This is a genomic window from Arthrobacter humicola (assembly GCF_039531445.1).
In the GTDB taxonomy this organism is placed as follows: Bacteria; Actinomycetota; Actinomycetes; order Actinomycetales; family Micrococcaceae; genus Arthrobacter; species Arthrobacter humicola.
On sequence record NZ_BAAAQB010000025.1, the window covers coordinates 133,891 to 160,348 of the forward strand.

The 26,458-nt window shown below is 67.8% G+C and carries 23 protein-coding genes; 13 read left to right on the forward strand and 10 right to left on the reverse strand.

From position 1 onward, the window contains the following. Window positions 1-54 precede the first annotated feature (54 nt). From ABD243_RS07880 to ABD243_RS07890, 3 genes are read right to left on the reverse strand one after another with little or no spacing between them, the layout of a single operon-like run. On the reverse strand, window positions 55-987 hold the full coding sequence (locus ABD243_RS07880; protein WP_344364020.1) for a hypothetical protein: 933 nt from the start codon (window positions 985-987) through the stop codon (window positions 55-57). Between the two features lie 17 nt (window positions 988-1,004). Beyond that, on the reverse strand, window positions 1,005-1,748 hold the full coding sequence (locus ABD243_RS07885) for a cytochrome b N-terminal domain-containing protein (RefSeq protein WP_344364023.1): 744 nt from the start codon (window positions 1,746-1,748) through the stop codon (window positions 1,005-1,007). Continuing rightward, window positions 1,745-1,912 (reverse strand): hypothetical protein, encoded by a 168-nt coding sequence (locus ABD243_RS07890; protein WP_344364026.1) that lies wholly within the window; start codon window positions 1,910-1,912, stop codon window positions 1,745-1,747. The genes ABD243_RS07885 and ABD243_RS07890 overlap by 4 nt, the downstream gene beginning before the upstream one ends. Before the next feature lie 178 nt (window positions 1,913-2,090). Here ABD243_RS07890 and ABD243_RS07895 point away from each other — a divergent pair, with 178 nt between their 5' ends. From ABD243_RS07895 to ABD243_RS07905, 3 genes are all read left to right on the forward strand, one after another. Then, window positions 2,091-2,786 (forward strand): Maf family protein, encoded by a 696-nt coding sequence (locus tag ABD243_RS07895; protein WP_344364028.1) that lies wholly within the window; start codon window positions 2,091-2,093, stop codon window positions 2,784-2,786. Between the two features lie 156 nt (window positions 2,787-2,942). Continuing rightward, complete coding sequence (locus ABD243_RS07900) at window positions 2,943-4,796, forward strand: acetyl/propionyl/methylcrotonyl-CoA carboxylase subunit alpha (RefSeq protein ID WP_425547156.1); 1,854 nt, start codon at window positions 2,943-2,945, stop codon at window positions 4,794-4,796. A gap of 79 nt (window positions 4,797-4,875) precedes the next feature. Beyond that, the gene (locus ABD243_RS07905; protein ID WP_344364031.1) at window positions 4,876-5,607 is read left to right on the forward strand and encodes a glutamine amidotransferase; all 732 of its coding nucleotides are present in this window, start codon (window positions 4,876-4,878) and stop codon (window positions 5,605-5,607) included. Between the two features lie 115 nt (window positions 5,608-5,722). On the opposite strand, the gene ABD243_RS07910 is transcribed toward ABD243_RS07905, so the two are convergent. Further along, a complete protein-coding gene (locus ABD243_RS07910) occupies window positions 5,723-7,135 on the reverse strand; it encodes an MFS transporter (protein ID WP_116766089.1) in 1,413 nt (470 codons plus the stop codon). 316 nt (window positions 7,136-7,451) lie between these two features. Between ABD243_RS07910 and ABD243_RS07915 the strand changes: the two genes are divergently transcribed. Genes ABD243_RS07915 through ABD243_RS07925 form a run of 3 tightly spaced genes read left to right on the forward strand, consistent with a single transcriptional unit; the run spans window position 7,452 to window position 12,680 of the window. Then, on the forward strand, window positions 7,452-8,843 hold the full coding sequence (locus ABD243_RS07915) for an MFS transporter (RefSeq protein WP_116766128.1): 1,392 nt from the start codon (window positions 7,452-7,454) through the stop codon (window positions 8,841-8,843). A 1-nt stretch (window position 8,844) separates the two neighbouring features. After that, window positions 8,845-11,124, forward strand: a complete 2,280-nt coding sequence (locus tag ABD243_RS07920; protein WP_344364035.1) for a molybdopterin oxidoreductase family protein — start codon at window positions 8,845-8,847, stop codon at window positions 11,122-11,124. Next, window positions 11,121-12,680: an FAD-dependent oxidoreductase gene (locus ABD243_RS07925; RefSeq protein ID WP_344364037.1), complete on the forward strand. Its 1,560-nt coding sequence runs from the start codon at window positions 11,121-11,123 to the stop codon at window positions 12,678-12,680. The genes ABD243_RS07920 and ABD243_RS07925 overlap by 4 nt, the downstream gene beginning before the upstream one ends. Before the next feature lie 145 nt (window positions 12,681-12,825). On the opposite strand, the gene ABD243_RS07930 is transcribed toward ABD243_RS07925, so the two are convergent. Next, window positions 12,826-13,152 (reverse strand): hypothetical protein, encoded by a 327-nt coding sequence (locus ABD243_RS07930; RefSeq protein ID WP_344364040.1) that lies wholly within the window; start codon window positions 13,150-13,152, stop codon window positions 12,826-12,828. 352 nt (window positions 13,153-13,504) lie between these two features. Here ABD243_RS07930 and ABD243_RS07935 point away from each other — a divergent pair, with 352 nt between their 5' ends. From ABD243_RS07935 to ABD243_RS07945, 3 genes are all read left to right on the forward strand, one after another. Continuing rightward, entirely contained in the window at window positions 13,505-13,726 is a 222-nt protein-coding gene (locus ABD243_RS07935) for a hypothetical protein (protein WP_116766085.1), read from the forward strand. A 163-nt stretch (window positions 13,727-13,889) separates the two neighbouring features. Beyond that, on the forward strand, window positions 13,890-14,528 hold the full coding sequence (locus tag ABD243_RS07940; protein WP_344364042.1) for a hypothetical protein: 639 nt from the start codon (window positions 13,890-13,892) through the stop codon (window positions 14,526-14,528). A gap of 67 nt (window positions 14,529-14,595) precedes the next feature. Continuing rightward, window positions 14,596-15,300, forward strand: a complete 705-nt coding sequence (locus tag ABD243_RS07945; protein ID WP_344364045.1) for a hypothetical protein — start codon at window positions 14,596-14,598, stop codon at window positions 15,298-15,300. Window positions 15,301-15,321: 21 nt separating this feature from the next. On the opposite strand, the gene ABD243_RS07950 is transcribed toward ABD243_RS07945, so the two are convergent. Continuing rightward, window positions 15,322-15,867 carry a flavodoxin domain-containing protein gene (locus ABD243_RS07950; protein WP_116766081.1) on the reverse strand — a complete coding sequence of 182 codons (546 nt, stop codon included), beginning with the start codon at window positions 15,865-15,867 and terminating at the stop codon, window positions 15,322-15,324. Between the two features lie 221 nt (window positions 15,868-16,088). On the opposite strand from ABD243_RS07950, the gene ABD243_RS07955 reads away from it, so the two are divergent. Beyond that, the gene (locus ABD243_RS07955; RefSeq protein WP_116766127.1) at window positions 16,089-17,546 is read left to right on the forward strand and encodes a benzaldehyde dehydrogenase; all 1,458 of its coding nucleotides are present in this window, start codon (window positions 16,089-16,091) and stop codon (window positions 17,544-17,546) included. Window positions 17,547-17,557: 11 nt separating this feature from the next. Here ABD243_RS07955 and ABD243_RS07960 read toward each other — a convergent pair whose 3' ends face one another. Both ABD243_RS07960 and ABD243_RS07965 read right to left on the reverse strand, forming a co-directional pair. Then, the gene (locus ABD243_RS07960) at window positions 17,558-18,283 is read right to left on the reverse strand and encodes a hypothetical protein (RefSeq protein WP_344364048.1); all 726 of its coding nucleotides are present in this window, start codon (window positions 18,281-18,283) and stop codon (window positions 17,558-17,560) included. Window positions 18,284-18,302: 19 nt separating this feature from the next. Beyond that, window positions 18,303-19,718, reverse strand: coding sequence for an NAD(P)H-quinone dehydrogenase (locus ABD243_RS07965; RefSeq protein ID WP_344364051.1), 1,416 nt, complete (start codon window positions 19,716-19,718; stop codon window positions 18,303-18,305). A 130-nt stretch (window positions 19,719-19,848) separates the two neighbouring features. Between ABD243_RS07965 and ABD243_RS07970 the strand changes: the two genes are divergently transcribed. Beyond that, window positions 19,849-20,667 carry a purine-nucleoside phosphorylase gene (locus ABD243_RS07970; RefSeq protein ID WP_344364053.1) on the forward strand — a complete coding sequence of 273 codons (819 nt, stop codon included), beginning with the start codon at window positions 19,849-19,851 and terminating at the stop codon, window positions 20,665-20,667. A 69-nt stretch (window positions 20,668-20,736) separates the two neighbouring features. On the opposite strand, the gene ABD243_RS07975 is transcribed toward ABD243_RS07970, so the two are convergent. After that, a complete protein-coding gene (locus tag ABD243_RS07975) occupies window positions 20,737-21,216 on the reverse strand; it encodes an RrF2 family transcriptional regulator (protein WP_116766078.1) in 480 nt (159 codons plus the stop codon). A gap of 174 nt (window positions 21,217-21,390) precedes the next feature. Between ABD243_RS07975 and ABD243_RS07980 the strand changes: the two genes are divergently transcribed. Continuing rightward, window positions 21,391-23,130, forward strand: a complete 1,740-nt coding sequence (locus ABD243_RS07980; protein ID WP_344364057.1) for a phospho-sugar mutase — start codon at window positions 21,391-21,393, stop codon at window positions 23,128-23,130. A gap of 12 nt (window positions 23,131-23,142) precedes the next feature. Here ABD243_RS07980 and nirD read toward each other — a convergent pair whose 3' ends face one another. Beyond that, window positions 23,143-23,535, reverse strand: a complete 393-nt coding sequence (gene nirD / locus ABD243_RS07985; RefSeq protein WP_116766076.1) for a nitrite reductase small subunit NirD — start codon at window positions 23,533-23,535, stop codon at window positions 23,143-23,145. Between the two features lie 256 nt (window positions 23,536-23,791). On the opposite strand from nirD, the gene nirB reads away from it, so the two are divergent. Then, window positions 23,792-26,458, forward strand: coding sequence for a nitrite reductase large subunit NirB (nirB, locus tag ABD243_RS07990; RefSeq protein ID WP_344364060.1), 2,667 nt, complete (start codon window positions 23,792-23,794; stop codon window positions 26,456-26,458).

Genomic DNA, 26,458 nt, shown 5'->3' on the forward strand with positions numbered 1-26,458 from the left:
TCGCCAGCGCGGTACGACGGTAATGCGCCGCCCGCTAGAGCAACGCGGGGTCACTCAGCGATTGCGGTAGTAGTCCTTCCAGACCAAGCGGTGAAGGGGGATCCAACGCGGCAGCGACCTCAGACCGGGGATGAACGGCAGCAGGGTCAGCAATGCCGTGAGCACGAACATTGTGACGACAACCAGCGCATCGGCATTCGGGGCGGACTTGAACGGTTCCACCTGGTAAAGGAGCGAGAAGAGCCACAACCAGGACTGCCCCGGCGTATCGCCGGTTTCGTTCATGACGCCCCACTGATCCCCGGAGAGGTGTTGGCTTGCTGCGAGACCCGGGAAGTAGCTGCCGTCCCCCAGGAACAGGAGGCTGCGCGTGTAGTCCGTGTTGTAGAAGTTTCCGCCGTTCTGCAGCACGCCGTCCAAATTGCCTTGGCGCGCCATGTCGAGCAACGCGCCGGTCAGCGCGGGGACCGGGCCGTAATCGCCGTCGGCTACCTTGGCGGGGTCGTTATCGGGCGCGGCGGCGAGGGCGTCGGAATAGGCGGCTGCCCAGCCTGAGCGCTGCTGATCCGTGGCCGCCATCCAACGTGCCAGGTCTGCCGGCGGAGACGGCAGCGTCGCCAGCGGGACGATCACGAAGTCATTGGCGGTGTCTACGGGAAGGCGGACGCCGGAGAGACTTTGCAGGTCCACGGGGCCGATCGTCTGCGACGCACCTGGAGTCGAGTTGTAGGGCGGGCCGTACCCCGCAGAGTCGCTGGTACCGGCCAGTTCTTTTGCCGCGGTGCCAACGAAATCCGCCGGGGCGGCCGTGGCCCACGCTTTCAAGCTGACGCTGGGCTCATCAGGGGACCCGAAGAGGGCGGATACGCCGAGCACGAGCAGCCCGACCACCACAACACCGATGATCAGTTCCTTGATGAGGTCATATTCGCGGACGCTGCCCGTCCAGGGCCGGCTGGCAACGTCGTCCGTCTTCCGCCAAGACATGCTGTTGGTTTTCCTGGTCATCGCACTGCGCCCCCGGATTCCGCGGTCTCCGGTGGTGCGGTGGGCTCCGGAAGTTCCGCGGGCTCGGGGCGGTTGTGAAGCAGCTGGGCGTCGGACTCCGCGGCCTCAAGCGGAGGGACAACGCCGTGGACCCGTACCAGCAGGACATGCAGGATCACCACGGCGCCCACGGCCAGGGGCAGCAGTGTGATGTGCCAGGTGAAGAGCTGCCCGACGTTGGCGACGTTGAACCAGGCGCCTACTCCGACCGCGTTCAGCGCGTCCTTGGCTTCGAAGGCAATCCACTGGGAATCGAAGTTCGTCTGGAGCAGATATCCGGTGAAGGCCGCCACGATGGAAACGACAAAGGAGATCACGCCGGTGATCCAGGTCAGGACCCGGCCCCCGCGCCAGGCCGCCATCCAGAATTTCAGCCACAGGTGCACCACCATGAAGATGAAGAAGAGCTCCACGCTCCACAGATGGGTGCTGTTGACGAAGTGCCCCAGCGATGAAACGTGGTACCACTGGGGTCCGTTCAGTCCCAGCACGATCCCCGAAATGACGATCCACAGCAGTGAAGCGATCGCCCCCATGCCGAAGACGTACGCCCAGGATGCCACATAGCTCGGCTGGTCCTCGGGCAAGAGCTTGTCCGGAGGAAGCTTCTTAAGGAGCCACCGGCGGGCTCTGCCCGTCCAGGTGTGGGCGTCAGGTTCCTCGACCGGAGTGCCAGGCCCCGGTGTCGCCTGGGCGGTCATTTCCGCCGCTTCCCGCCGGGAAAAGGCAGGACCAGAGCCAGGACAAACAGGATGATCATCACGACGATCACTACCAGGTTTCCCGACTGGATGGTGAAGCCGTCCCAGCCAAAATATGTTCCGTCCCCAACGGTGCCAACGCTTGCCACTAGCCATCCGGTCATGGGCTGCTCGATTCTCTGTAGTGTCCCGAGGCAACCACACCATGAGCAAGTATCCGCAGCCAGAGTCTTTCGCCCCGGCCGAGGGCTAACAGACGGCGCTACCTGGCGCCCCTGGAGGCCTCCGGATGGGCCGTAAGTGACTCCGCGTTGCTGAGCTGCTGTGGATTAGGCTGGATCAGTGACCCGCCTCATTCTTGCCTCCCAGTCCCCCGCCCGCACCAAGCTGCTCAGCCACGCCGGGATCCGGCACGAGGTCCTTGTCTCCGACGTGGACGAGGACGCCGTCCAGGCCCACTACGGCGTGACGGACCCGCATGACACCGCCCTCCTGCTCGCCCGGGCCAAGGCCGAGGCCGTCGCCTCGCTGCCTGAGGCCGACGGCGCCCTCGTCATCGGCTGCGATTCAGTCTTCGAGTTCGACGGCGAGGCCCACGGCAAGCCCTACACGGCCGACGTCGCCCGTGAGCGCATGCTCCGCATGAGCGGCAGTATGGGCGTCCTGCACACGGGGCACTGGCTCGTGGACTGCCGCGACACCGACGGCGGAAACACAGACGACGGCGGCGGGGACATCACCGCCCGGGGCTCCGGCGCCACGCTGGGCTCGGTGTCCTCGGCCGAGGTGCACTTCATGGACATGAGCGCCGAGGAGATCGAGACTTATATCGCCACCGGCGAGCCGCTCCAGTGTGCCGGCTCCTTCACGATCGACGGCTACGGCGGGGCGTTCATCCGGAAGGTCGACGGCGACCCCCACACCGTCGTCGGGCTTTCCATTTCCACGCTCCGGGCGCTGCTCAGCCAGGCAAATGTGGGAATCACCGAGCTCTGGACGGGCGGGGCCATTGACCCGGCGGACGTCCGTGCCGAGTGAGAGCAGAGGGACGGCCAGCGACGGCGGAATGAGCCAATTCGCCGCCCTTTGTGGCAACCCTACAAAGGAAGGGCCGTTTACGCGCGGAATCCGCAAGTAATATCGGCGGAACCCTCAAAACCGCGCTAGGCTCCCTGAAGGAAAGAAGGAGACGCCTTGTCAGCAAATTCGGAGCAGTCCGCAACCACCGTGCCGGGATCAACGCAGTCACTTGCAGCAGAGGGCAGCCGCCCGCTCAGCAAAGTGCTGATCGCCAACCGCGGAGAAATTGCGGTGCGCATCATCCGCGCCGCGCGCGATGAGGGCATCGCCTCGGTGGCCGTGTACGCGGATCCTGACCGCGACGCGCTGCACGCCCGGCTCGCCGACGAGGCTTACGCGCTGGGTGGCAACACCGCCGCTGAGTCCTACCTCGTAATGGACAAGATCATCGACGTCGCCCGCCAGTCCGGCGCGGACGCCATCCACCCGGGGTACGGCTTCCTGGCCGAAAACGCCGACTTCGCCGCCAAGGTCATCGACGCCGGCATCACGTGGATCGGGCCCTCCCCCGAGGCGATCTCCGCCCTGGGCGACAAGGTCCAGGCCCGCCACATCGCCGAGAAGGTCGGCGCCCCGCAGGTCCCCGGCACCGCCGATCCGGTCAATTCCGCCGAGGAAATCCTCGACTTCGTGGACAAGTTCGGCCTGCCCGTCGCCATCAAGGCGGCCTTCGGCGGCGGCGGACGCGGCATCAAGGTAGCCCGCACCCGCGAGGAAATCCCCGAACTCTTCGAATCCGCCGTGCGCGAGGCCACCGCCGCCTTCGGCCGCGGCGAGTGCTTCATTGAGCGCTTCCTGGACGCCCCGAGGCACGTCGAAACCCAGTGCCTCGCCGACGCCTACGGCAACGTTGTGGTCGTCTCCACCCGCGACTGCTCGCTCCAGCGCCGCAACCAGAAGCTCGTCGAGGAGGCCCCCGCCCCCTTCCTGACGGAGGAGCAGAACCGGCGCCTCTACGAATCGTCCAAGGCCATCCTGAAAGAGGCCGGCTACCTCGGCGCGGGCACCTGCGAGTTCCTCGTCGGCCAGGACGGCACCATCTCCTTCCTTGAGGTCAACACCCGCCTGCAGGTAGAGCACTGTGTCTCCGAGGAGGTCACCGGGATCGACCTCGTGCGCGAACAGTTCCGGCTGGCCCGCGGCGAGGAGCTCGGCTACGGGGACCCGGAAGTCCGCGGCCACTCGATTGAATTCCGCATCACCGGCGAGGACCCGGGCCGGAACTTCATGCCCGCCCCCGGCACCATCACGACGCTCAAGAACCCGACCGGCCCCGGCGTCCGCATCGATTCCGGCGTGGAGCAGGGCGATGTCATCAGCGGCAACTTCGACTCCATGCTCTCCAAGCTGATCGTCACCGGCGCCACCCGCACCCAGGCCCTGCAGCGGTCCCGGCGCGCGCTCGAGGAGATGGTGGTGGAAGGCATCCCCACCGTCATCCCGTTCGACCTCGCGGTGGTTTCCAACCCGGACTTCGCACCGGCCGAGGGCCCCTTCAAGGTCCACACCCGCTGGATCGAGACCGCCTTCGTCAACGACATTCCCGCCTGGGCCCCCACCGGCACCGAGGCTGAAGCGGCCGACGCCGGAGACCGCCAGCGCGTCGTCGTCGAGGTCGGCGGCAAGCGCCTGGAAGTCGTCCTGCCCGCATCACTCGGCTCGGTCAGCACCACGGCCGGCGCCAAGCCGGCCAAGGCCAAAAAGCGCCTCCGCAGCGGCGGCGCAGCCGTGGCCGCGAGCGGCAACGCGCTGACCTCGCCCATGCAGGGCACCATCGTGAAGGTGGCCGTCGCCGAGGGCGACGCCGTCGCTGAAGGCGATCTCGTCGTCGTGCTCGAAGCGATGAAGATGGAGCAGCCGCTCACCGCGCACCGCGCCGGCATCGTCATCGGCCTCTCCGCCGCTGCCGGCGAGACGGTCTCCGCCGGCGCCATCATCGCCCTGATCGAGGACGGCGCGGCCGAGTAGCTTCGGCCCTCAGCATCCCCCGGGCGGGACGCAGGCGCGCCTCTGGCGCCCCCGCGTCCCGCCCGTGCAAACTTGGTCTGTGAAGCCATTTCTGCTCCTCGCCTCCCGCGCCGAGGACGAGGCCGCCGAGGACGAATACCGGGCCTACCTGCGCTACGGCGGACTGGAACCCGGGCAGCTGCACCGCGTCCGGATGGAAGCCGGACCGCTGCTTGAGCTGGAGCTGTCGCGCTACTCCGGAGTGATTGTGGGCGGAAGCCCGTTCACCTCCAGCGACCCTTCCGAGCACAAGACCGACACCCAGCACCGGGTGGAGCGTGAGCTCGCCGCGCTGTTGGACAGGGTCGTCGCTGAGGATTTCCCGTTCCTGGGCGCCTGCTACGGGGTGGGCACGCTGGGCCGGCACCAGGGCGCCGTGATCGACCGGACGTACGGTGAAGGCCTGGGCGGCGTCACCATCAAGCTGACGGAGGAGGGGCTCGTGGATCCCCTCCTCCGCGGGCTGCCGGAGAGCTTCACGGCCTTCACCGGCCACAAGGAAGCCTGCACCGTCCTGCCTGCCCACGCGGTGCTCCTGGCCAGTTCGGCCGCCTGCCCGGTGCACATGTTCCGGATCAAGACCAACCTCTACGCCACCCAGTTCCATCCTGAACTCGACGCCGAGGGGCTGATCACCAGGATCGACATCTACCGCCATGCCGGATATTTCCCGCCGGAATCGGCCGAGATGCTGATGGAGGACGCCCGGCAGTTCGCGGCCACCGAACCGATGAAAATCCTCCGGAACTTCGTCGAGCGCTACGCGAGCTAGTCCCGCCGGCAGTCACCAGGGACGGACCGATGAGATAAGGAAGTGCCGGACGCGGAAATGCCCGGCGTGTTCAGCGAACACGCCGGGCATTTCCGTCAGCGGCAGGCCTGGAACGTCAGGCTACATTGTTCTCGTAGTCGAGGTCCCGGGTTTCCTTGCTCACGAACAGGGCGATCAGTGTCAGCACGGCCATGGAGGCGAGGTAGACGCCCACCAGCACGGTGCTGCCGCCCGCCAGTTCCCAGAGCCAGACGGCGATGAACGGAGCCACGGCCGCGCCAAGGATGCTGGAGACGTTGTAGCTGATCGCGGAGCCGGTGTAGCGGACGTTGGTCGGGAACAACTCCGGCAGGAGCGCGCCCATGGGGCCGAACGTCAGGCCCATAAGCGAGAAGCCGATGACCAGCAGTGCCATGGCGCCCACGAAGCCGGCGCTGAACAGCGGAACGAACAGCAGGCCGAAGGCGAGGATGCCGAAGGTCACGGCGATCAGCATCTTGCGGCGGCCGAATTTCTCGGCCAGCGGGCCGGAGACCAGCGTGAAGATGCCGAAGAAGACGACGCCGGCGATCAGCATCCAGAGGAAGTCGTTCCGGGTGTAGCCCAGACCCGGCACGAATGCCGCGGCGGCGGCATCGGTCATCGGCTTGCCGGCCTTTACGGCGGCGGCCTTCGCCGCGTCCAGGCTGGCCGCCCGGGTCCCGTAGGTCAGCGTGAATGTGGTCATCAGGTAGAAGAGCACATAGGTTGCGAGCATGATGAACGTGCCGAGGATCAGCGGGCGCCAGCTGGTCTTGAAGACCCGTGCCAGCGGCAGCTTGGCGACCTCTTTGGATTCGAGGACCTTGGTGAAGGCGGGGGTTTCGATCAGCTTGAGCCGGACGTAGAGGCCGATGATCACCATCACGGCGCTGGCCAGGAACGGCACGCGCCAGCCCCACGCCTCGAATGCCGCCGGGGTCAGGGTGTAGCTGAAGATCAGGAAGAGCACATTGGCGATGATGAAGCCGATGGGCGCACCCAACTGCGGGAACGTGCCGTAGATGGCACGCTTGTTTGCCGGGGCGTTCTCGGTGGCGAGCAGCGCCGCGCCGCTCCACTCCCCGCCAAGGGCAAGGCCCTGGGCGAAGCGCAACACGACGAGCAGGGCCGGGGCCCAGAAGGTCCAGCCGGGAACGGTCGCCGTCGGGAGGCAGCCGATCAGGAAGGTGGCAATGCCCATCGTCAGCAGCGAGGCCACGAGCGTGCCCTTGCGGCCGAACTTGTCACCGAAGTGGCCGAAGACGATCGAGCCGAGCGGCCGGGCGATGAACGCGACGCCGAACACGGCGAAGGATGCCAGGAGCTGCGTGGTCTCGTTCTGCCCCGGGAAGAAGAGCTTCGGGAAGACCAGCACGGCGGCGGTGGCGTACACGTAGAAGTCGTAGAACTCGACGGTGGTGCCGATCAGGCTGGCGACGATCACGCGGCCGCGCGAGTTCACCTGCTTGGCAGACCCATGCTCCGCGGAGGTTGCAGTGGAGGACATGTAGTAACGCTTTCATGATGACCGGACGGATGTTCCCCAGGGCCCGATGCCCCGGGCCGCCGGCTAGGGATTCGTATATGTCTGATAATAGTTCCCATCGTCCACCCAATGGACAAACGTTCCACTATTTGGACATTTTGGTTCGTCTCACGTGGTGGTCGTCACAGCGATTCTCACACCGTCACATAAGCCCCGATAGGCAAACGTCACAGCACGTTAATAAACCGCGACCGTCCCTGAAACGCGGCGTACCTACCGTTGAAGGACAACACCCCCCAAGGAGGTCTCCTAAGTGACTGCTGAACGCACCGCCGAAATCGGCACCGCAGATGCCGGCGCCGCCCGCACTGCCGACACCCTTACCCTCGAGCACCGGCCCGGCCGCTGGATCGCCAACTGGGATGCGGAAAACAAGGAACAGTGGGAATCGGCCGGCCGCTCGATCGCCCGTCGCAACCTGAACTGGTCCATCTTCGCCGAGTTCCTGGGATTCGTGGTCTGGCAGCTGTGGTCGATCGTGGTGGTCCAGCTTCCCGCCGCAGGCTTCAAGTTCTCCACCAACGAGATCTTCTGGCTGATCTCCATGCCAAGCCTCGTGGGCGCCACGCTGCGGATCCCCTACACCTTCATGGTGCCGCGCTTCGGCGGCCGCAACTGGACCATCGTCTCCGCACTGTTGTTGCTGATCCCGACGATCGGACTGGGCCTGTGCGTCGCCAACCCGGCCACCCCGTTCGGCGTCATGCTCTTCGTGGCGGCCCTGGCCGGATTCGGCGGCGGCAACTTCGCCAGCTCGATGGCGAACATCACCTTCTTCTACCCGGCCCGGGAAAAGGGGTGGGCCCTGGGCCTGAACGCCGCCGGAGGAAACCTCGGCGCCGCCGTCGCACAACTGGCCGTGCCGATCGCCATCACCCTGCTGGCAGCCGGCACCGTGAACCTGCCCGTCGCCGGGTTCATGTGGGTTCCTCTGATCCTGCTGGCCGCCTTCGGCGCCTGGAAGTACATGAACAACCTCACCAGCGCCAAGGGCGACGTCGCGGGTTCGCTGGCGGCGCTCAAGGAACCGCACCTGTGGATCATGGCGCTGCTGTACATCGGCACCTTCGGCTCGTTCATCGGCTTCGCCGGCGTCTTCCCCAAGCTCATCAAGGACTACTTCCCGGCATTCTCCTCGATCTCCGTCGGCACCGTGGCCCTGTCCCTGGCCTTCCTCGGCCCGCTGGTCGGTTCCCTGGCCCGCCCCTACGGCGGACGCATGGCGGACCGGATGGGCGGGGCCCGCATGACCGTCGCAGCCTTCGCCGCCATGGCCGTCATCACCCTGACCATGCTCTGGACGCTGCCCATGAAGAACTTCTGGCTCTTCCTGTTCCTGTTCCTGCTCCTGTTCACCGCGAGCGGTTTCGGGAACGGCGCCACCTACCGCATGATCCCGATCATCTTCGCCACCTCCAGCCGGGCCGCCCGCTCCGGGGCGAGCACGCACACCACCCAGCGGCTCGCGTCCTCGGCGCTCGGCCTGATCTCGGCCATCGGTGCCTACGGCGGATTCATCATCCCGCAGGTGCTCAACGCCTCCAACACCGCCAGCGGCTCCTACACCTCGGCCTTCTACGGATTCGTCGGGGCATACGTCCTGATGCTGGCCGTCTGCTGGTTCTGCTACATCCGCAACGCCAACCGAAACGCGATGGGACACGTCTAACATGACCGCCGGCGCCGACACGCACTGCCCCTACTGCGCCCTGCAGTGCGCCATGACGCTCACCTCTCCAGCGGCTCTGACCCCGGCTCCCCAGCCGGGGTCAGACCCCGTTGACGCCGCACCGGCGCCGGCACCCGCCGCCGCTGTGTCACCCGCAAACGGGCCTCTCCTCACTGTGAACGGCCGGGACTTCCCCACCAACCGCGGCGGCCTGTGCCGCAAGGGCTGGACCTCCGCGTCACTGCTGGACCACCCGGGCCGCGTCACGGAACCGTTGCTGAAGGACGACGACGGCGTCCACCGCCCGGTCAGCTGGGACGAGGCGCTCATGCGGATCGTCTCCGCCGTGAAGAAGGCCCGCGCCGAACACGGAGCGGACGCCGTCGGAGTCTTCGGCGGCGGCGGTCTCACCAATGAGAAGGCCTACCAGCTCGGCAAATTCGCCCGGCTGGCCTTGGGCACCTCGCGGATCGACTACAACGGACGGTTCTGCATGTCCTCCGCGGCTGCGGCCGGCATGCGCGCCTTCGGCCTGGACCGCGGGCTGCCGTTCCCGCTCGCGGACCTCGACGCCGCCAGCACTATCCTGATGCTCGGCTCCAACGTCGCCGAGACCATGCCGCCCTTCGTCCAGCACCTGCAAGGCGCACGCGACGCCGGCGGGCTGATCGTCGTCGACCCCCGGCGCTCCGCCACCGCCGCGTTTACCTCCGACGGCGGCGGCCTGCACCTGCAGCCCCTGCCGGGCACCGACCTCGCCCTCCTCCTGGGCATCTCCCACGTGGTGATCCACGAGGGCCTGGCCGACGCCGCGTTCATCGCGGAACGGACCGCCGGCTACGACGCCGTGGTCCGCAGCGTCGGAAGCTTCTGGCCGGAACGGGTCCAGTCGATCACCGGCGTCCCGGCCGGACTGATCCGCGACACCGCCCGCCGGCTGGCCGACGGCGCCCGCAAGGGCGGCAGCTACATCCTCACCGGCCGCGGCGTCGAACAGCACGTCGACGGCACTGACACCGCCACGGCCGCCATCAACCTCTCGCTACTGCTGGGCCTGCCGGGCTCCGCGCGCAGCGGCTACGGCACGCTCACCGGCCAGGGCAACGGCCAGGGCGGCCGGGAACACGGCCAGAAGGCCGACCAGCTCCCCGGCTACCGGAAAATCACCGACCCCGCCGCCCGCGCCTACATGGCAAAGGTCTGGGGTGTGCCCGAAACCCTGATCCCCGGTCCCGGCCTCCCCGCCGTCCAGCTCCTGAAGTCCCTGGGACAGCCCGACGGCGTCCGGTGCCTCTTCGTGCACGGCGCCAACGTGGCGGTGTCCGCCCCGGACGCCAACGCCGTGATCGAGGGCCTGCGCAGCCTGGACTTCCTCGTGGTGTGCGACTTCTTCCTCTCCGAAACCGCCGCCGAGGCGGATCTGATCCTGCCCGTGACCCAGTGGGCCGAGGAAGAGGGAACCCTCACCAACCTCGAAGGCCGCGTGCTCCGCCGCCGCCGGGCCCTCACTCCCCCGCCCGGTGTCCGCAGCGAGCTGTGGATCATGACCCGCCTGGCCGAGCTCCTGCACGCACCCTCCACCTTCAGCGAGGACCCGGAGACGGTGTTCGAGGAACTCCGGCTCGCGTCCTCCGGCGGCCTGGCCGACTACTCCGGAATCGACTACGCCATGCTGGACCGCGGCGAGGCCGCCTACTGGCCGTACCCGTCGGGTGGCACCGGCACGCCGCGACTCTTTCTGGACGCTTTTGCCCATGCGGACGGGCGGGCCGTCTTTACGGCGGTGACGCCCCGGCGTCGTTCTGTTTCTCGGGGCTCCGCGTCCGCGGCGGAGCGCGGCAGCGCTGATCATTTGGGCAAGCCGATGACGCTGATCACCGGCCGTCTCATGGAGCACTACCAGTCAGGGGCGCAGACCCGCCGGGTGGCCGCGCTGGTCGAGGCCCGGCCGGAGGCGCGGCTGCAGCTGCACCCCGCCGCGGCCGCCGCCCAGGGCATCGCAGACGGCGACTACGTCTCGATTTCCAATGAGCGCGGCGAGGTCAGCTGCCGTGCCGAGCTCAGCACGGACATCCGCCCGGAGACGGTGTTCCTGCCGTTCCACTTCCCGGAACTCGAGAGCGCCAACCGGCTCACCGAGGCGGCCACGGACCCCATTTCCGGGATGCCTGAGTTCAAGACCAGCAACGTGTGGATTCGCCCGGCAGTGTCCGGGGACGTCCCGGCCGGTGATCACAGCGGTGTTCAAGCCCGCGTTCTTCAAGCAGAGGAGACCTCATGACTGAGCGGATTGTGGTGGTGGGCTTCGGGCCTGTCGCCGCCCGGCTGATCGACGAGCTGCTGCCTGCCGTGCGCAGCGGCATCGCGCACCTGACGGTAATCGGCGAAGAGTCCGAGGCCGCGTACAACCGGGTCCTCGTGGCGGATCTCGGCGTCGGACGGACCACGCAGGCCGCCCTGGCCCTCGCGGACCCGGCCGCGCTGGTGGCCGACGGCGTCGACGTCCGGCTGGGCGTCCGCGTCCGGCGCGTGGACCGCGCCCGCCAGCAGGTTGTCCTCACCGACGGATCCACCCCGGGCTACGACCGGCTGGTCTTCGCCACCGGTTCCCGGCCGGTCATCCCGAACCTCACCGGGCTCAACCCGGACCCGGCCGCCCCGGTGCTGCCGCCGGGCGTGACAGCCCTGCGCGATCTCCGCGACGCGTCCGTGCTCCACTCGGCGGTGGCCGGCGGCAAGCGCGTGGTGGTCCTGGGCGGCGGCGTCCTGGGCCTGGAGACCGCACTGGCTGCGGCCGAGGAAGGCGCCACGGTCACCGTAGTGCACAACGGCCCGCATCCCCTGGGCCGGAACATCGACCGCGGCGGTGGCGCCGTGCTCGCGGCTTCGCTGCGGAACTGCGGCGTGCGGGTGGCCGGCAACGCCCGCTCCACCGGCGTCGAGCACAACGCCCCCGACGGCGGTTTCTCCGCGCTGCTTTTGGATGACGGTTCCGCGATCGACGGCGACCTCCTGGTCCTCTCCTGCGGCGTCCGGCCGCGGACCGAACTGGCCCAAGGCTGCGGCCTCTCCACGGCCGCCGGAATCCTGGTGGACCACAAGCTCCGCGCCCACCACGAGCCCCACATCTTTGCGATCGGCGACTGCGCGGAGGTCCGTTGCCCGGACCCCGAATGCGTGGAGTGCCGGACCGCGCGCGGCCCGTCCGGGCTGGTGGGCCCGGGCTGGCGGCAGGCCGAATGGCTCGCCGAGTATCTGACCCTGCTGGCGTCCGGCGCTCCTGCCGAGGCGGAAGCATTGCCGGCGCTTGCCGCGGAGTTGCCGGGCGTGATCGTGCTCAAGGCCCGCGGCATGAACATGGCCGTGGCCGGGGATGTGTCCGCCGAACCGTGGGACGAGGAAGCCCTCACCGCGGGAGCAGTGAACGGCCGCGCCCGGCTGCAGATTGCCCAGTGGGCCGATCCCGAGCACGGCCGCCACGTGAAGATGATCACCCGCGCCGGCGTGCTTGAGGGTCTCGTGGCCGTGGGTATGCCCCGCACTTCGGCCGAGCTCGTGCAGCTGTTCGAGCGCGGCGCCGAACTCCCCGCTGACCGCTCGCTGCTGCTGCGCTTGGACGGGCCGGACCAGCTCGCATCGCCCGGAGCCGCCGACCCTGCCCGGACGGTCTGCCGGTGCGCCGGCGTCAGCGGAACGGCCATTGCCGCCGCGGCCTCCGACGGCTGCTCCACGGTGCCCGAGGTTTCCGCGGCGACCCGTGCCGGCACGGGCTGCGGCGGCTGCCACGACGACATCAAAGGAATCATCGAGGCCCACTTTCAGGGGGCGGTTGCCTGACCGCGGGGACGACGTCACGCTTTGAACGCGCAAAAGGCTAGCATGGCGGCGAACTTTAGCCGCGCGATTTCCACCACCGGTGCCCGCGAGGCATCGCTGGACGGGACCGAGGTTCTGAAGCCCCGGAGGCCGGCTCGGCAGCGTTCTACTGCGCCGTGTTGTCGAACATCTTCTGCCACTGGGCATGCTCGCGGCCGGCGTCCAGCCGGCGGCTGACAGTCCACCTGGGCAGATAGTCCGGCTCGGGCAGCTCGCGGGCAGGCTTCAGCGCGGGCACAGGCCGGGTCTGAACAGGCTTGACCACGGGCCGGGTCTGAACGGCCTTCCGGCGGTAACCCGGCGTCGGGTCGGCCACCGTCCAGTTGATCACGGCGCGCAAAAGCAGCACGAGCACCCAAAGACCGAGCCCCGCCACGATGTATTGCCAAAACAAGACCAGTAGCACGATCGCCACTAGCACGAAAATGAACATAACGACACTATTACACGGGCGACACGCCCGGAGAAAGGGGTTTTACTCCCTGATCACCCGCATGGGAGTTGTCGGCCACGGCACGGAAGCTGCGGCATTGTTCAGACACACTGCAGTACCGGCGCAACGATGCGCTCGCTCTACAAGGTGGACGCGCTAAGCATCCGGCCAAGAGACGACTCTCCGCCTCAGGAGCCATTTCCGGCAATCATTCCCTACCGGCAAACAGAACTCTTGTCCGTGCGACAGCGGTACGGGCAGTGGCACTGCCGGCGGGAAGGGGCACGCTTCGTTATCCGGCGCCAGTTGGATTAAACTGGAGGCACTAAACCCCTTCGAGGACTGGTTGCCCGTGGAGACGATATTCTTCCTGGTCGTAATTCTCACCGCAGTGTGGATCCTGCTCGGCCTCTTGCTGAGACTCAAGAAGAGAACCCGCCGCAAGGGCTCCAACTACTACGTGCCCACCTTCAAAGCCAACTTCGACACATGGGAGAGTAAATGGACCATGGACCGAAAGCTGCAGGAGAGATGGGATAAGGCACTGTGGCAGCAGGAGTTTAACCGTCTCTAGAGCCGGCCGGCCTACTTGGGGCTGGCGGTCACCAATCCCCCGAAGAGGAACATCGATGCCGCCGGGTGCTGTGAAGCGTGAAACGGGCCTTTCTCCCCTTGGCACAGCCGCTGGGGCAGGAATCCAATGGACGTAAGCCCCGTTCGTCTGCAGGAGGCATCCCATGAACGTTCCGGTCATTTTGGCGCTCGGCGCGATTGTTGTGGTCGCCGTCGTGATGGGTGTTGTGTTTGCACGTGAAAAGGATCCACAGCGGCGCGCCACGGCGCTGACACGGACCGGGGCGGCCGTCATGGCCCTGTTCACGGTCCTCGCGGGAATCTTTATCGGTGGCGACGCCATGCAGGATCCTGGCGGAACGGCGGGAACGCTGATAACGCTCGCCTGGGTGGCGCCGATGCTCCTCCTCGCGGTCGCGGCGTGGTTCTGGCCGGCGGTGACCTCTCCCCTGCTGCTCGCCCTGTCCTCCGCCTTCATCGCGGCCTGCATCTGGCTCGCCTTCGACCCGGCGGCCCTGCGCAGCTTCCTCAGTGACAACGGACCCGTCATAGCCGTCAGCGTCGTCGCGCTGGCATTCCCGGCCGCCGTGCTCGGCCTGAAACGCACCGCGCTGGCCGGCTGGCTGCTCGTGGCCCTGGGCGTGCTGCCGCTCCTGATCACGCTCATCGCGCGGTCCGGGCCGCTGGCATCGCTCACCGCGGCCAGCGTGGTCCCCCTGATCGCGGGAATCAGCTACCTTGCCGCGGTCCGGATGGCGCACGGAAGCTCGACGTCAGAGCATCCCCGGGCAGCCGCCGCCTAGAACCCGGCAAGCCCCTGCCGCGTAACGCGAATCGGGCCAGGAACAAACGGCAGGTAGCATCGGGGGCATGAGCGCCGACGACGACGACATCACCGAAGAACTACTGGCCGACGCCGAAAAACTCACCGGGCTGAGCCTGGAACTGCTCGGACTCGATCCGCACCCGGACGACATGACGGCCGAACAGCGGCTCCAGTTCGATCCCGAAGACCTGGAGGAAATGGCCGCCGTCCCGCCGGAGGACCGTCAGAAATCCGTGCGCCAGACCCGCCTGCTGGCCGGACTCCTGTGGAATTCGTCGAGCATCCTGATTGACCAGCTGTTCCGCGATCTCGGAACGCTCGGCACCCTGGACGTTGTCACGCCGGCCGATATCGCCGGGACCTCGGTCCTGTCCTCGCTGCCGCCGCAGTTCGCGGACAGCTACGACGCGAAGTTCACCCAGAAATTCATCGTCGTCGCCGCGGATGTCACCGCATCCCTGGTCCGGGGCTGGACCGCGCCGGGCTGCCTCGCCGCGGAGCTCGCCGTCCGCTGCCTCCTCGATCAGGCCGAAATCACCGAGGACATCTACGAACTGGACCTTCCGGAGGGCTGGCGGGCCGACGTCGAGGAAGTCCTCCTGGAGGACGCGGACAGCGACGCGCTCTACCCCGACGACGACGCCGACAGCCAGGACCGTGCCGACGCCGACTCCGGTAGTCTGGCGTTCGATCGGTGGTTCAGGCCCTTCGCGCCCGGCGACGCTGTTCCGCCCTACGCCCGCTCCTGAGCCCTACGCCTTAACAAGGTCCTACTTCTGACTGCCCAGCTTGGCCAGCCATGCCAGGTAGTCCTCGGTGAAGCGCTGGACGCCGTCCCATTCCGTGTAGACGTAGTCACGGGTGGTGTCCGTGTCCGGGGACCCTTTGTCGCTGGCGATCTTCTTCATCATGTGCTTCTTGATGAACCCGTAGTGGCTGTAGAGCAGCGCGCCGGCGAACAATCCGACGTGCGAGGGCCGCCAGCCCGTGTCTTCCTCGAACTTCGCCACGTAGCTCTCCGCGTTCTCCTCGTCCCCGTGGGCGGCCAGGCTCACCGAAACCAGGGCGGAGGGCAACCGTTCGAGCTCGGCGCGGTTCTTCTTGACGAAGTCCTTGACGTGCCCCTCGTGCTTGCCCATGTGAACCGAGGCCGCCACGATCACGCCGTCGTAGCCGCCCGGAAGGGTGTCGCCGGAATGTTTGAGGTCCGCCGTCTCTGCCTGGTGCCCGTGCGCCCGGATCAGTTCGGCCATGTAGTCGGCGATCTGTGCTGTCTGTCCTTCAACGGTCCCGTACGGGATATAGATCTTGGCCATGTTCCATGGTGTCCGCGCCGGGCCGCGTCGCGATACGGCCGAAGGTCCCCCCGGGGCCGGGCGCACACGCACTCTTGGCGACGGGACTCCCAACTCCAGCACTCTTGACGCCCGAACCCTTGACGGCAGCGGTCCGCCGACATGAGATGGACGAAGGCACGGTCCGGTTCGGATTCGACCGGCCGGTCCAGAAGCATGACCTCACGACGAAAGGACAGGACATGTCCCTGCTCGACTCCGCCCTCTGGGAGGGCAAGATCCACCTCAACGGCTGGCGGCCCGGACGGGGCGGGATCGGCGACGCCGTCGAACCCGCAACCGGCGAGACGCTGGGCCACTATGGCGTGGCCTCAGTGGAGGATGTCCGCGAAGCCGCTGCCGTCGCCGCGACAGCGCAGAAGGACTGGGCCGCCCGCAACCCGGAGGACCGCGCCGCGGTGCTGCGCCGCGCGGGACAGCTCTGGGAGGAACACGCCGCGGAAATCGGGGACTGGATCGTCCGCGAATCGGGCGGCATCCCGCCCAAGGCCGGGCTGGAAACCCACATCGCGGCCAACGAATGCTACGACGCCTCGGCGCTGCCCTCGCTCCCGGCCGGCGACGTGCTGACCTCGAACGAGAACCGCTGGTCCTTCGCCCGACGACGCCCCGTCGGTGTCGTCTCGGTGATCGCGCCGTTCAACTTCCCGCTCATCCTCTCGATCCGCGCCGTCGCCCCGGCCCTGGCCCTCGGCAACGCCGTGCTGCTCAAGCCTGACCCGCGCACGGCGGTCTGCGGCGGCGTCACCCTGGTCCGGGTGTTCGAGGAAGCCGGCCTTCCGCCGGGCCTGCTGTCGCTGCTGCCGGGCGGTGCCGAGATCGGCGCGGCCGTCGTCGAGGCGCCCGAGGTCCGCGTCATCGCCTTCACGGGGTCGACGGCGGCAGGCCGCAAGGTGGGCGAAGCCGCCGGCCGGCTGCTCAAGCGCGCCCATCTGGAACTCGGCGGGAACAACGCGATGATCGTGCTGCCCGGCGTCGACCTTCCCAAGGCGGTCTCGGCCGCCGCGTTTGGCTCCTTCATGCACCAAGGACAGATCTGCATGGCGTCCGGCCGGCACATTGTGCACGAGGACATCTACGAGGACTACGTCAGCGCCCTTGCCGAGAAGGCCAGTCATTTGCCGGTGGGCGATCCCAAGAGCGGAACGGTGGCGCTGGGCCCGGTGATCGATGAGAAGCAGCTGCACCGCGTGGACACGATCGTCCAGGATGCGGTGCAGGGCGGCGCGCGGCTGGCCGCCGGCGGCAGCCACGACGGCCGCTTCTACCGGCCCACTGTGCTCGCGGACCTCGATCTCGCCAGTCCGGCGTGGAAGGACGAAATCTTCGGCCCCGTGGCGCCGGTGATGAAGTTCTCCACCGTGGACGAGGCCGTCGCCCTGGCCAACGACAACGAGTACGGGCTCTCCATCGGGATTCTCGGCGACGTCGGCATGGCCATGACGATCGCGGACCGGCTGGACTCCGGCAAGGTCCACATCAACGAACAGACGGTCTCGGACGAGGCGAACTCGCCCTTCGGCGGGGTCAAGAACTCGGGCAACGGCTCGCGGATCGGCGGGCATCACGCCAACATGGAATCCTTCACGGAAATCCAGTGGCTGACCGTTCGGCCGGATATCGCACCGTACCCGTTCTAGAGGAGAAAGGTTCAGTGCCCCGCGGCGAGGTGCGTGGCGGGGTCGAAGGGCTCGAACACTGACGAGCCGATCATGAAGATGCCTCGCTGCGGGATCCAGAAGTCCCCGAGCCTGTCCTGGACGGGCAGTGCTGAAGCCTGCCCCAGATTATGCCCCTGCAGGTGCGCTTCGTTCTCGCGGACAAACCACATCTGCCGCGGGCGCGCCCCATAGGTCTGGCCGTTGGGCACCTTGCCGGTCAGCCCGATGTGCCCGGCCCCGAGCACCGGGCCGGCGACAGCCCCCATGGCGCGCAGGAACGTCCGGTTGCGCCACAGTTGCTCCGGGACCGACCCGGCCACCGCTGACATGAGCCGGGTGATGGGCGTTGCAGCCAGCGTCACGTCCCAGCCCAGGTCCACCTCGTCTCCGACTTCCACGCGGAAAGAGTAGTCGTCACGCCACTGGATGGAGATCCCGCCCGTCGACGCCGATCCGAGGGCGCTGCCGAAGTAGCGGGGGCATGAGGACCCGGGATTGGTGGTGCTGTGCATCGTCCAGACGCCGACAGGATCGCGGATCCAGACCGAGTTGTAGCCCGGGCCGACGGAGGAGGCAGGAAAATGCCGCAGGGCCAGGATGTAGCCGGAGCTGAAAGGAACGCCCATCACGCCGTAGCCGGCAAACCGTTCTTGAGGGCCGGACGGCAGCCCGGGGTTCTGTTCCGCGGACTCAACAGCGGTGCGAGGACTTTGCATGGCTACGGCCTCCGTTTTGCTACATGTGAACGTGGAGCCGGCGCGCCGCTTCGGAGATGGAGCCGCTCAGCGACGGGTACACGGTGAAGGTGCTGGCGACGTCGTCGACGTGCAGTTTTTGGGTGACCGCAAGGGAGATCGCGAAGATGAGCTCCGAGGCGTTCGGGCCTACGACGACCCCACCGATCACTGTGCCGGAGCCCTTGCGGGCGAAGATCTTGACGAAGCCGTCGCGGTGGTTGCGCATCTTGGCGCGGGCGTTGCTGCGCAGGGACAGCTTGATGACGTCGGCCTGGTACTTGCCGGAGTCGATCTCAGCCTCGGAGACGCCCACGTTCGCGATCTCGGGCGAGGTGAAAATGTTGGACGCCACCTGGTGCAGCTTGAGCGGCATGACGCTGTCGCCCAGGAAGTGCGCGATCGCGATGCGTCCCTGCATGGCGGCCACGGACGCCAGTGCGAGGACGCCGGTGCAGTCACCGGCGGCGTAGATGTTCGGCGCCGTGGTGCGCGAGACGCCGTCGACCTTGATGTGGCCGCTCTCGGTGAGCGCGACGCCGGCTTCCTCCAGGCCGATGCCGGCCGTGTTCGGGATGGAGCCGACGCAGACGAGGCAATGGCTGCCGGTCACCTTCGAACCGTCGCCGAGGGTGACCACGACGCCGTCGTCCGTGCGTTCGACGGTCTCGGCGCGGGCGCGGGAGAGCACCTTGAGGCCGCGGCGTTCGAAGACGCCCTCAAGCACCTCGGCGGCGTCGGTGTCCGAGCCCGGCAGCACCCGGTCGCGGCTGGAAATCAGGGTGACCTTGGAGCCCAGCCCGTTGTAGGCCGAGGCAAACTCCGCCCCCGTCACGCCTGAACCGACCACGATGAGTTCTTCGGGGAGTTCGTCCATGTTGTAGATCTGGGCCCAGTTCAGGATGCGCTCACCGTCCGGACGGGCGGTGGGCAGCTCGCGGGGGTGGGCTCCGACAGCGAGCAGGATGGTGTCGGCTTCCACCGTTTCGGTGCCGTCGGCGGTCAGGACCTCGATGGTGTGGTTGTCCAGCAGGCGGCCGGAACCGATCAGGATGCGGACGTTCTGGTGTTCCAGCCCGGACTGGATGTCCTCCGACTGCTTCCGGGCCAGCCGCAGCAGCCGGTCGTTGATGTGCTTGAGGTCAGCGCGCATCGTCGGGCTGCAGTCGCCGCCGTCGAGGTCGAATTTAACGCCGAGCTCGCCGGCCTCGCCGACGCGGGTCATCAGGTCCGCCGTCGCAATGAGGGTCTTGGAAGGAACGACGTCGGTCAGCACCGCGGATCCGCCGAGTCCCGCACGCTCGATGATGGTGACCTGCGCCCCCAGCGAGGCGGCGACCATGGCGGCTTCGTAGCCGCCAGGCCCTCCGCCGAGAATTGCAATACGGGGTGAGCTGAAGTCAGGATGCGTAGTCACAATCAACCATTGTCCACCATCCGAACCGGAGCCACCAAGAATCCGGGGCGCCGCGGGTGCGGCCGCCCGCTATGGCGCCCGGGCGGCGCGGGTGCTGGGCAGCGGGCCCGGCACGCGATAGCTTGTACCAGTGAGCTATACAGAATTCCTGAACGCGGACCCCTTCGACGCCGCGCGAGACGCCGCCGCCTACATCGCCGAAGAGACGGGTGTCGATTCCCACGACGTCGCGCTGGTCCTCGGATCGGGCTGGGCCGACGCCGCCGAACTGATCGGCGAGACCACCGCCACCCTGTCCGCCAGCGAAATCCCCGGTTTCACCGCACCGTCGGTGGAGGGGCACGTGGGCACCATCCGCTCGGTGCTGACCAAGGAGGGCAAGCGGGCCCTCGTCCTGGGCGCGCGCACACACTACTACGAGGGCAAGGGCGTCCGCTCCGTGGTTCACGGCGTGCGCACCGCCGCGGCCACCGGCTGCAAGACCCTGGTGCTCACCAACGGCTGCGGCGGCCTGAACGAGGGCTGGGCTCCCGGCACGCCCGTGCTGATCAGCGACCACATCAACCTCACGGCCACCTCACCGCTGGAAGGCGCCACGTTCGTGGACCTGACGGACCTGTACTCGTCCCGGATCCGCGGCCTGGCACGCGAGGTTGACCCCTCGCTGGACGAGGGCGTGTACGCGCAGTTCACGGGACCGCACTACGAAACCCCTGCCGAGGTGCAGTACGCCAAGCGGATCGGCGCGTCCCTGGTCGGCATGTCCACCGCGCTCGAGGCCATTGCCGGCCGTCACGCGGGCATGGAGGTCTTCGGGATCTCGCTCGTGACCAACCTCGCCGCCGGGATCAGCCCCGTGCCCCTGAGCCACGAGGAAGTCCTCGAGGCCGGCCAGGCCGCCGGACCGCGCATTTCCAAGCTCCTCGCGGAGATCATCGCCAAACTCTGATCAGTGTGTTCGCGGCACGGTTCCGGTCACGGACCGTGCCTCTCCACTGTCCTGGACTGTCAGCCGAGGCTACTCCGCCGCCAGGTAGTCCAGGACCTTCACCTTGTCCGCCGGGAACCGGCGCTCCATCGAGTCCGCTATCCCGGCGATACTCTGGCGCGCCAGCGCCTGCCGCCAGGCGAGCTCGGCCTGGCGCATGGTCTGGGAAATGAGGCACGTCCGCGCGAAGTTCTCCTGCAGGGCCGGCTCCGGGACGTTCCCCAGGATCGCTTCACACCGGAAGGCTGGATCCGCGCCTTCCAGGGCCAGGACGATGTCCAGCACAGTGATGTTTTCCGGCCGGCGCGCCAAAAGGAATCCGCCGCGGGGTCCCGAGACCGAGTCCAGCACCCCGGCCCGGACCAGCGACTGGAACTGTTTGTTCAGGTAGGCGGCGGGGAGCTTATAGAACTCGGCGAGGCGTGCACTGTTCACGGGCTCGCCCGGCGGTGTCCATGCCATGTTGACGCAACTGTGCACCGCCCACTCCACTCCACGGCCCATCTTCATATTCCAGACGCTACGTGTCCGGAAATTTGGGTGTCAAGGGCCGTTGCCAGCGCGCCCGGGCTGGCCGGACCCGGCCGTCCTGCCTGCTCTCCGCGCCGGGCGTGATGCAACTGAAACCCCAACTCCCGATTGTCAGGGGAGGAAACGCACACGATTGGCGATAGTTTGGTTCCTATGACGTCTTCTGATGCCGAACTCGCCCGACTCCTGAGCGACGCCCGCGACTGGGCCGACCAGGACCCGGACCCCGCCACTGCCGCAGCCCTGACCGAGCTGGTCCGCCTCGCCGACGAGGGCGTCGCGGTGGCCGGCCAGGAACTGGCCGACAGCTTCAGCGGCACTCTGCAGTTTGGCACCGCCGGACTCCGGGCGGCCCTCGGCCCCGGCCCGAACCGGATGAACCGGGTGGTGGTGCGCCGCGCCGCGGCGGGCTTCACCGCTTTCCTCACCAGCGCCGTCGGGCAGGCCTCCCCCGGCACCCGGCCGCGCGCCGTCGTCGGCTTCGACGCCCGCTACAACTCCGATGTTTTCGCCGAAGAAACCGCCGCGATCCTCACCGCTGCCGGAGTCGAAACCTTCCTCATGCCGGCCGCCCTGCCCACCCCGCTGCTCGCCTACGCGGTGCGGGCGCTGGACTGCGACGGCGGCGTCATGGTCACCGCCAGCCACAACCCGCCGCAAGACAACGGGTACAAGGTGTATCTGGGCCGTCACGCGGTCGAGGACAGCGGCCGCGGCGCTCAGATTGTGGCGCCCTACGATGCCCTGATTGCGGCGAAGATCGACGCCGTGGGCGCCCTGGATACCATCGCCCTGGCCGCGGACGGCTGGACCGTGCTGGAGTCCTCCATAGCCGCCGACTACGAGGCCGCCGTCGCGGCCCTTGCGGCCCCGGAGCATTTCCCGGCCCGCGGGCTGAAGATCGTCCTGACCCCCATGCATGGCGTGGGCGGGGAAACGGCGGTGGCCGTGCTGAACACCGCCGGCTTCACCGACGTCACGCTCGTCACGGAACAGGCGCAGCCGGACCCGGACTTCCCCACGGTGAACTTCCCCAACCCGGAAGAGCCCGGAGCCCTTGACCTGGCCCTGGAGACGGCGGCGCGCGTGGACGCGGATATCGTGATCGCCAACGACCCCGACGCCGACCGGGCGGCTGTGGCGGCGAAGGACCCGGCCACCGGCGCGTGGCGCATGCTGCGCGGCGATGAGGTCGGCGCCCTGCTGGGGGCCCACATCGTGGCGCGGCAGGCCGCCGCCGGCAAGGCACCGGCCGGCGTATTCGCCAACTCGATCGTGTCCTCCCGGCTGCTGGCGCGGATCGCGGCCGCGGCAGGCTACGCCCATGAGGAAACCCTGACCGGCTTCAAGTGGATTGCGCGCGTCCCCGGCCTGGTCTACGGCTACGAGGAAGCCCTGGGCTATTGCGTTGCCCCGTCGCTGGTGCGCGACAAGGACGGAATTTCGGCCGCGGTGCTGATCGCCGAACTCGCGGCGGCGGCAAAGGCCGGGGGCAAGACCATCTTCGACACCCTGGACGAGCTCTATCTGGTGCACGGGCTCCACGCGAGCGACCAGCTGAGCATCAGGGTGGCGGACCTTGGCCTGCTGGACGCCATGATGAACCGGCTGCGCGTCAGCCCGCCGGAATCGTTCGGCGGCTCAGGCGTCGAGTCCGTCACGGACCTGGCCGCGGGCAGCGAGCAACTGCCGCCAACCGAGGGCCTGCTGTACCTGACAAAGGACCTCAGCCGCGTCATCATCCGGCCCAGCGGCACCGAACCGAAGCTCAAGTGCTACCTCGAAGTCATCCGCAGCGTCGGCTCGGCCGCCGAACTGCCGGCGGCACGGAACGAGGCCCGCGCCGCGCTGGACAGCGTCCTCGCGGACGTCCGCGAGGCCCTGGGCCTCTAGAGCTCTGGGCGTCTAGAGCTCAACCTCAATGTACCCGCCCACAATCCGGGTACCGAAGGTTGCGATGCGCAGTTCCGGGCTGCCGAGGCACTCGCCCGTAACGAGGTCGTAGACCTCTTTGTGCAACGGCGAAGCCACCGTCGGGCGGTCCCCGCGTGAGCCCGTGATGCCGCGGGCCATGACATTCGCCCCGGTGGCCGGATCCTCGTTGGCGACGGCAAAAACCTCACCGGACACGGTCCGGAACATTGCGACCTGGCGCCCGGAAATCAATGCGGCCTCGCCCCACGCGGGTTCCAGGTCCGCCACGGCGCATACCCGGTGCCAGCCGGCTACGGACACAACATCCTGCTCTGCGGTCTGACCCTCAAGGTCGTGTACTGCGGTTTCAAGTACGGCGGTCATCCCGGCCCCTCTCTGATACATCCCTTACGGGCTCAACCGCTGCTGCGGCCACATATTCAAGCTAGGCCCGCGGTGTTTCATCCGGGCGCGCCCGATGTGTCCAACGCGTAAAAGAGAGCTCACCCGGCCGGAAATCCATTCGTGATGCAGAAGTTAAGACCACGAAACATAAGGGAAACTGAAGCGAAATTCCCGTTGCCTAGTCTGGAACGACAAGCTGCAGAGCACCGTCTGCGGCCCATGCGAAAGGCCCACCGTGACCGGACACCCCTCAAGCCACCCGAACCAGGGCGCTGCCAGCGCCGCCCCGCGCCGTATTGTGGTGGCCGGCGGCGGCCCCGCGGCGCACCGTTTCGCCGACGCCATGCACGCCCGCGGACTCGATGGCTGGCACGTAACAGTCCTCACCGAGGAAGCGCACCTCCCCTACGACCGCGTCGCACTGAGCAAGGCACTCACGGACAGCGACGTCGACCTCACCCTGGGCAGCGCCTCCATGTGGGACCACGCGGCCCTCAACCTCAAGACCGGCGAGCGCGTCACCAGCATCGACGCCGCCGGCAAGACGGTCAGGACCGCGGCCGGAACGGTCTACCCCTATGACGAGCTCGTCGTCGCGACGGGCTCGGACGCGGCCCGTCTTCCCATCCCGGGCGCCGAACTCACCCACGTCTACCGCACCCTCGAGGACGTCTGGTCCATCAACACGGCGATCGCGGACCTCACCGAGAAGCTCGGCCGCAAGGTCAACGCGGTCACCATCGGCGGCGGTCTTCTGGGCCTCGAATCAGCGGCCGGCACCGAACAGCTCGGCGCCACCCCGATCGTCATCAACGGCTCCCCATGGCTCATGAACACCCAGCTGGACGAGGGCGCCGGACAAGCGCTCGGCCGGCTCATCGAGGCCAAGGGCTTCACCGTCCACGGCGGCGTGTTCCCCTCCGAGGTCCTCTCCGACGACGACGGCCAGGTCACCGGGGTCCTCATGGCCGACGGCCGGATCATCGACGCCGACATCGTGATCGTCGCGATCGGCGTGCGGCCCCGCGACGAGCTGTTCCGCGCCGCTGAGGGCGAAGCGCAGCAGTTCCAGCTCGGCCAGCGCGGCGGCGTCGTCATCTCCGACGACTGCTCCACGGAAGTTCCCGGCATCTGGGCGATCGGCGAGGTCGCCAACTTCGGCGGCATGTGCCTGGGCCTCGTGGCCCCGGCCAACACGATGGCCGAAATCGTCGCGGACCGGCTGCACGGCGGCGACGCAACCTTCCCCGGCTTCGACACGGCCACCAAACTCAAGCTCTCCGGCGTCGACGTGGCGAGCTTCGGCGACGCCTTCGCCCGCACGGAACACTCCCTCGAAATCGTCTATGCCGACCCCGCCCGCGGCGTCTACCAGAAGATCGTCACGACGGACGACGCCAAGACCCTCCTCGGCGGCATCTTCGTCGGCGACGCCGCCCCTTATACGTCCCTGCGCCCCATGCTGGGACGCGAGCTGTCCGCCGAGCCCGGCGCCTACCTCACCGCGGCCGGCGGAGGCGAGGCCCCGGAGACCGAGCTGCCGGACGATGCCATTCTCTGTTCCTGCAACAACGTGACGGCCGGAACCATCCGTGACACCGTCAACGGCTGCGGTGCCTGCGACGGCAACGCGCCCGTCCAGGAACTGGGCGAGCTGAAGGGCTGCACCCGCGCCGGCACCAGCTGCGGTTCCTGCGTGCCGATGCTCAAGAAGCTGCTGGAAAGCGAACTCACGAAGTCCGGCGTCGAAGTCTCGAAGGCACTGTGCGAGCACATCGAGCTGTCCCGCCAGGAACTGTTCGATGCCATCCGCGTCCTGGAGCTGACCTCTTTCGAGGAGATCATGGCCAAGTACGGCACCGGCGCGGGCTGCGACATCTGCAAGCCGACCATCGCCAACATCCTGGCCAGCCAGAACAGCGCCTACGTCCTGGACGCGGGCCGCGGAACCCTGCAGGACACCAACGACCGCGCCCTGGCCAACATGCAGAAGGATGGCACCTACTCGGTGGTCCCCCGCATCGCCGGCGGCGAGATCACCCCGAAGAAGCTCGGCGTGATCGCCGCCGTCGCCGCCAAATACGGCCTTTACACCAAGATCACCGGCGGCCAGCGGATCGACATGTTCGGCGCCCGGCTGGAGCAGCTCCCGGAAATCTGGAAGGAACTCGTGGATGCCGGCTTCGAATCCGGCCAGGCCTACGGCAAGAGCCTGCGCACCGTGAAGTCCTGCGTCGGCTCCACCTGGTGCCGCTTCGGGGTCCAGGACTCGGTGGCTATGGCCATCCAGCTTGAACTGCGCTACCGGGGCCTCCGCAGCCCGCACAAGCTGAAGATGGGTGTCTCCGGCTGCGCCCGCGAATGTGCCGAGGCCCGGGGCAAGGATGTGGGCGTCATCGCCACCGCGGACGGCTGGAACCTGTATGTCGGCGGCAACGGCGGCGCCACCCCGGCGCACGCCCAGCTGCTCGCCAAGGACCTCGACGACGAAACCCTGATCAAGTACATCGACCGCTACTTCATGTACTACATCCGCACCGCCGACCGCCTGCAGCGCACCGCGCGCTGGCAGGAAGAGCTCGACGGCGGCATCAAGCACGTGGAGGACGTGGTGGTGCACGACACCCTGGGCATCGCTGAAGACCTCGAGGCCGCCATGGCCAAGCACGTTGACACCTACGTCGACGAATGGGCCGACACCCTGAAGGACCCCGAGCGCCTGCGCCGCTTCCGCTCCTTCGTCAATGCCCCCGACCAGAAGGACGATTCCATCACCTTCGTCCCCGACGAGCGCGGCCAGATGCGCCCCGCCACGGCAGAGGAAAAGGGGAAAGTGCTGATCGGCGCGTCCATTCCGGTCCGTGCCACCACCCCGGGACAGCTTGATGAGAACGAGGTATAG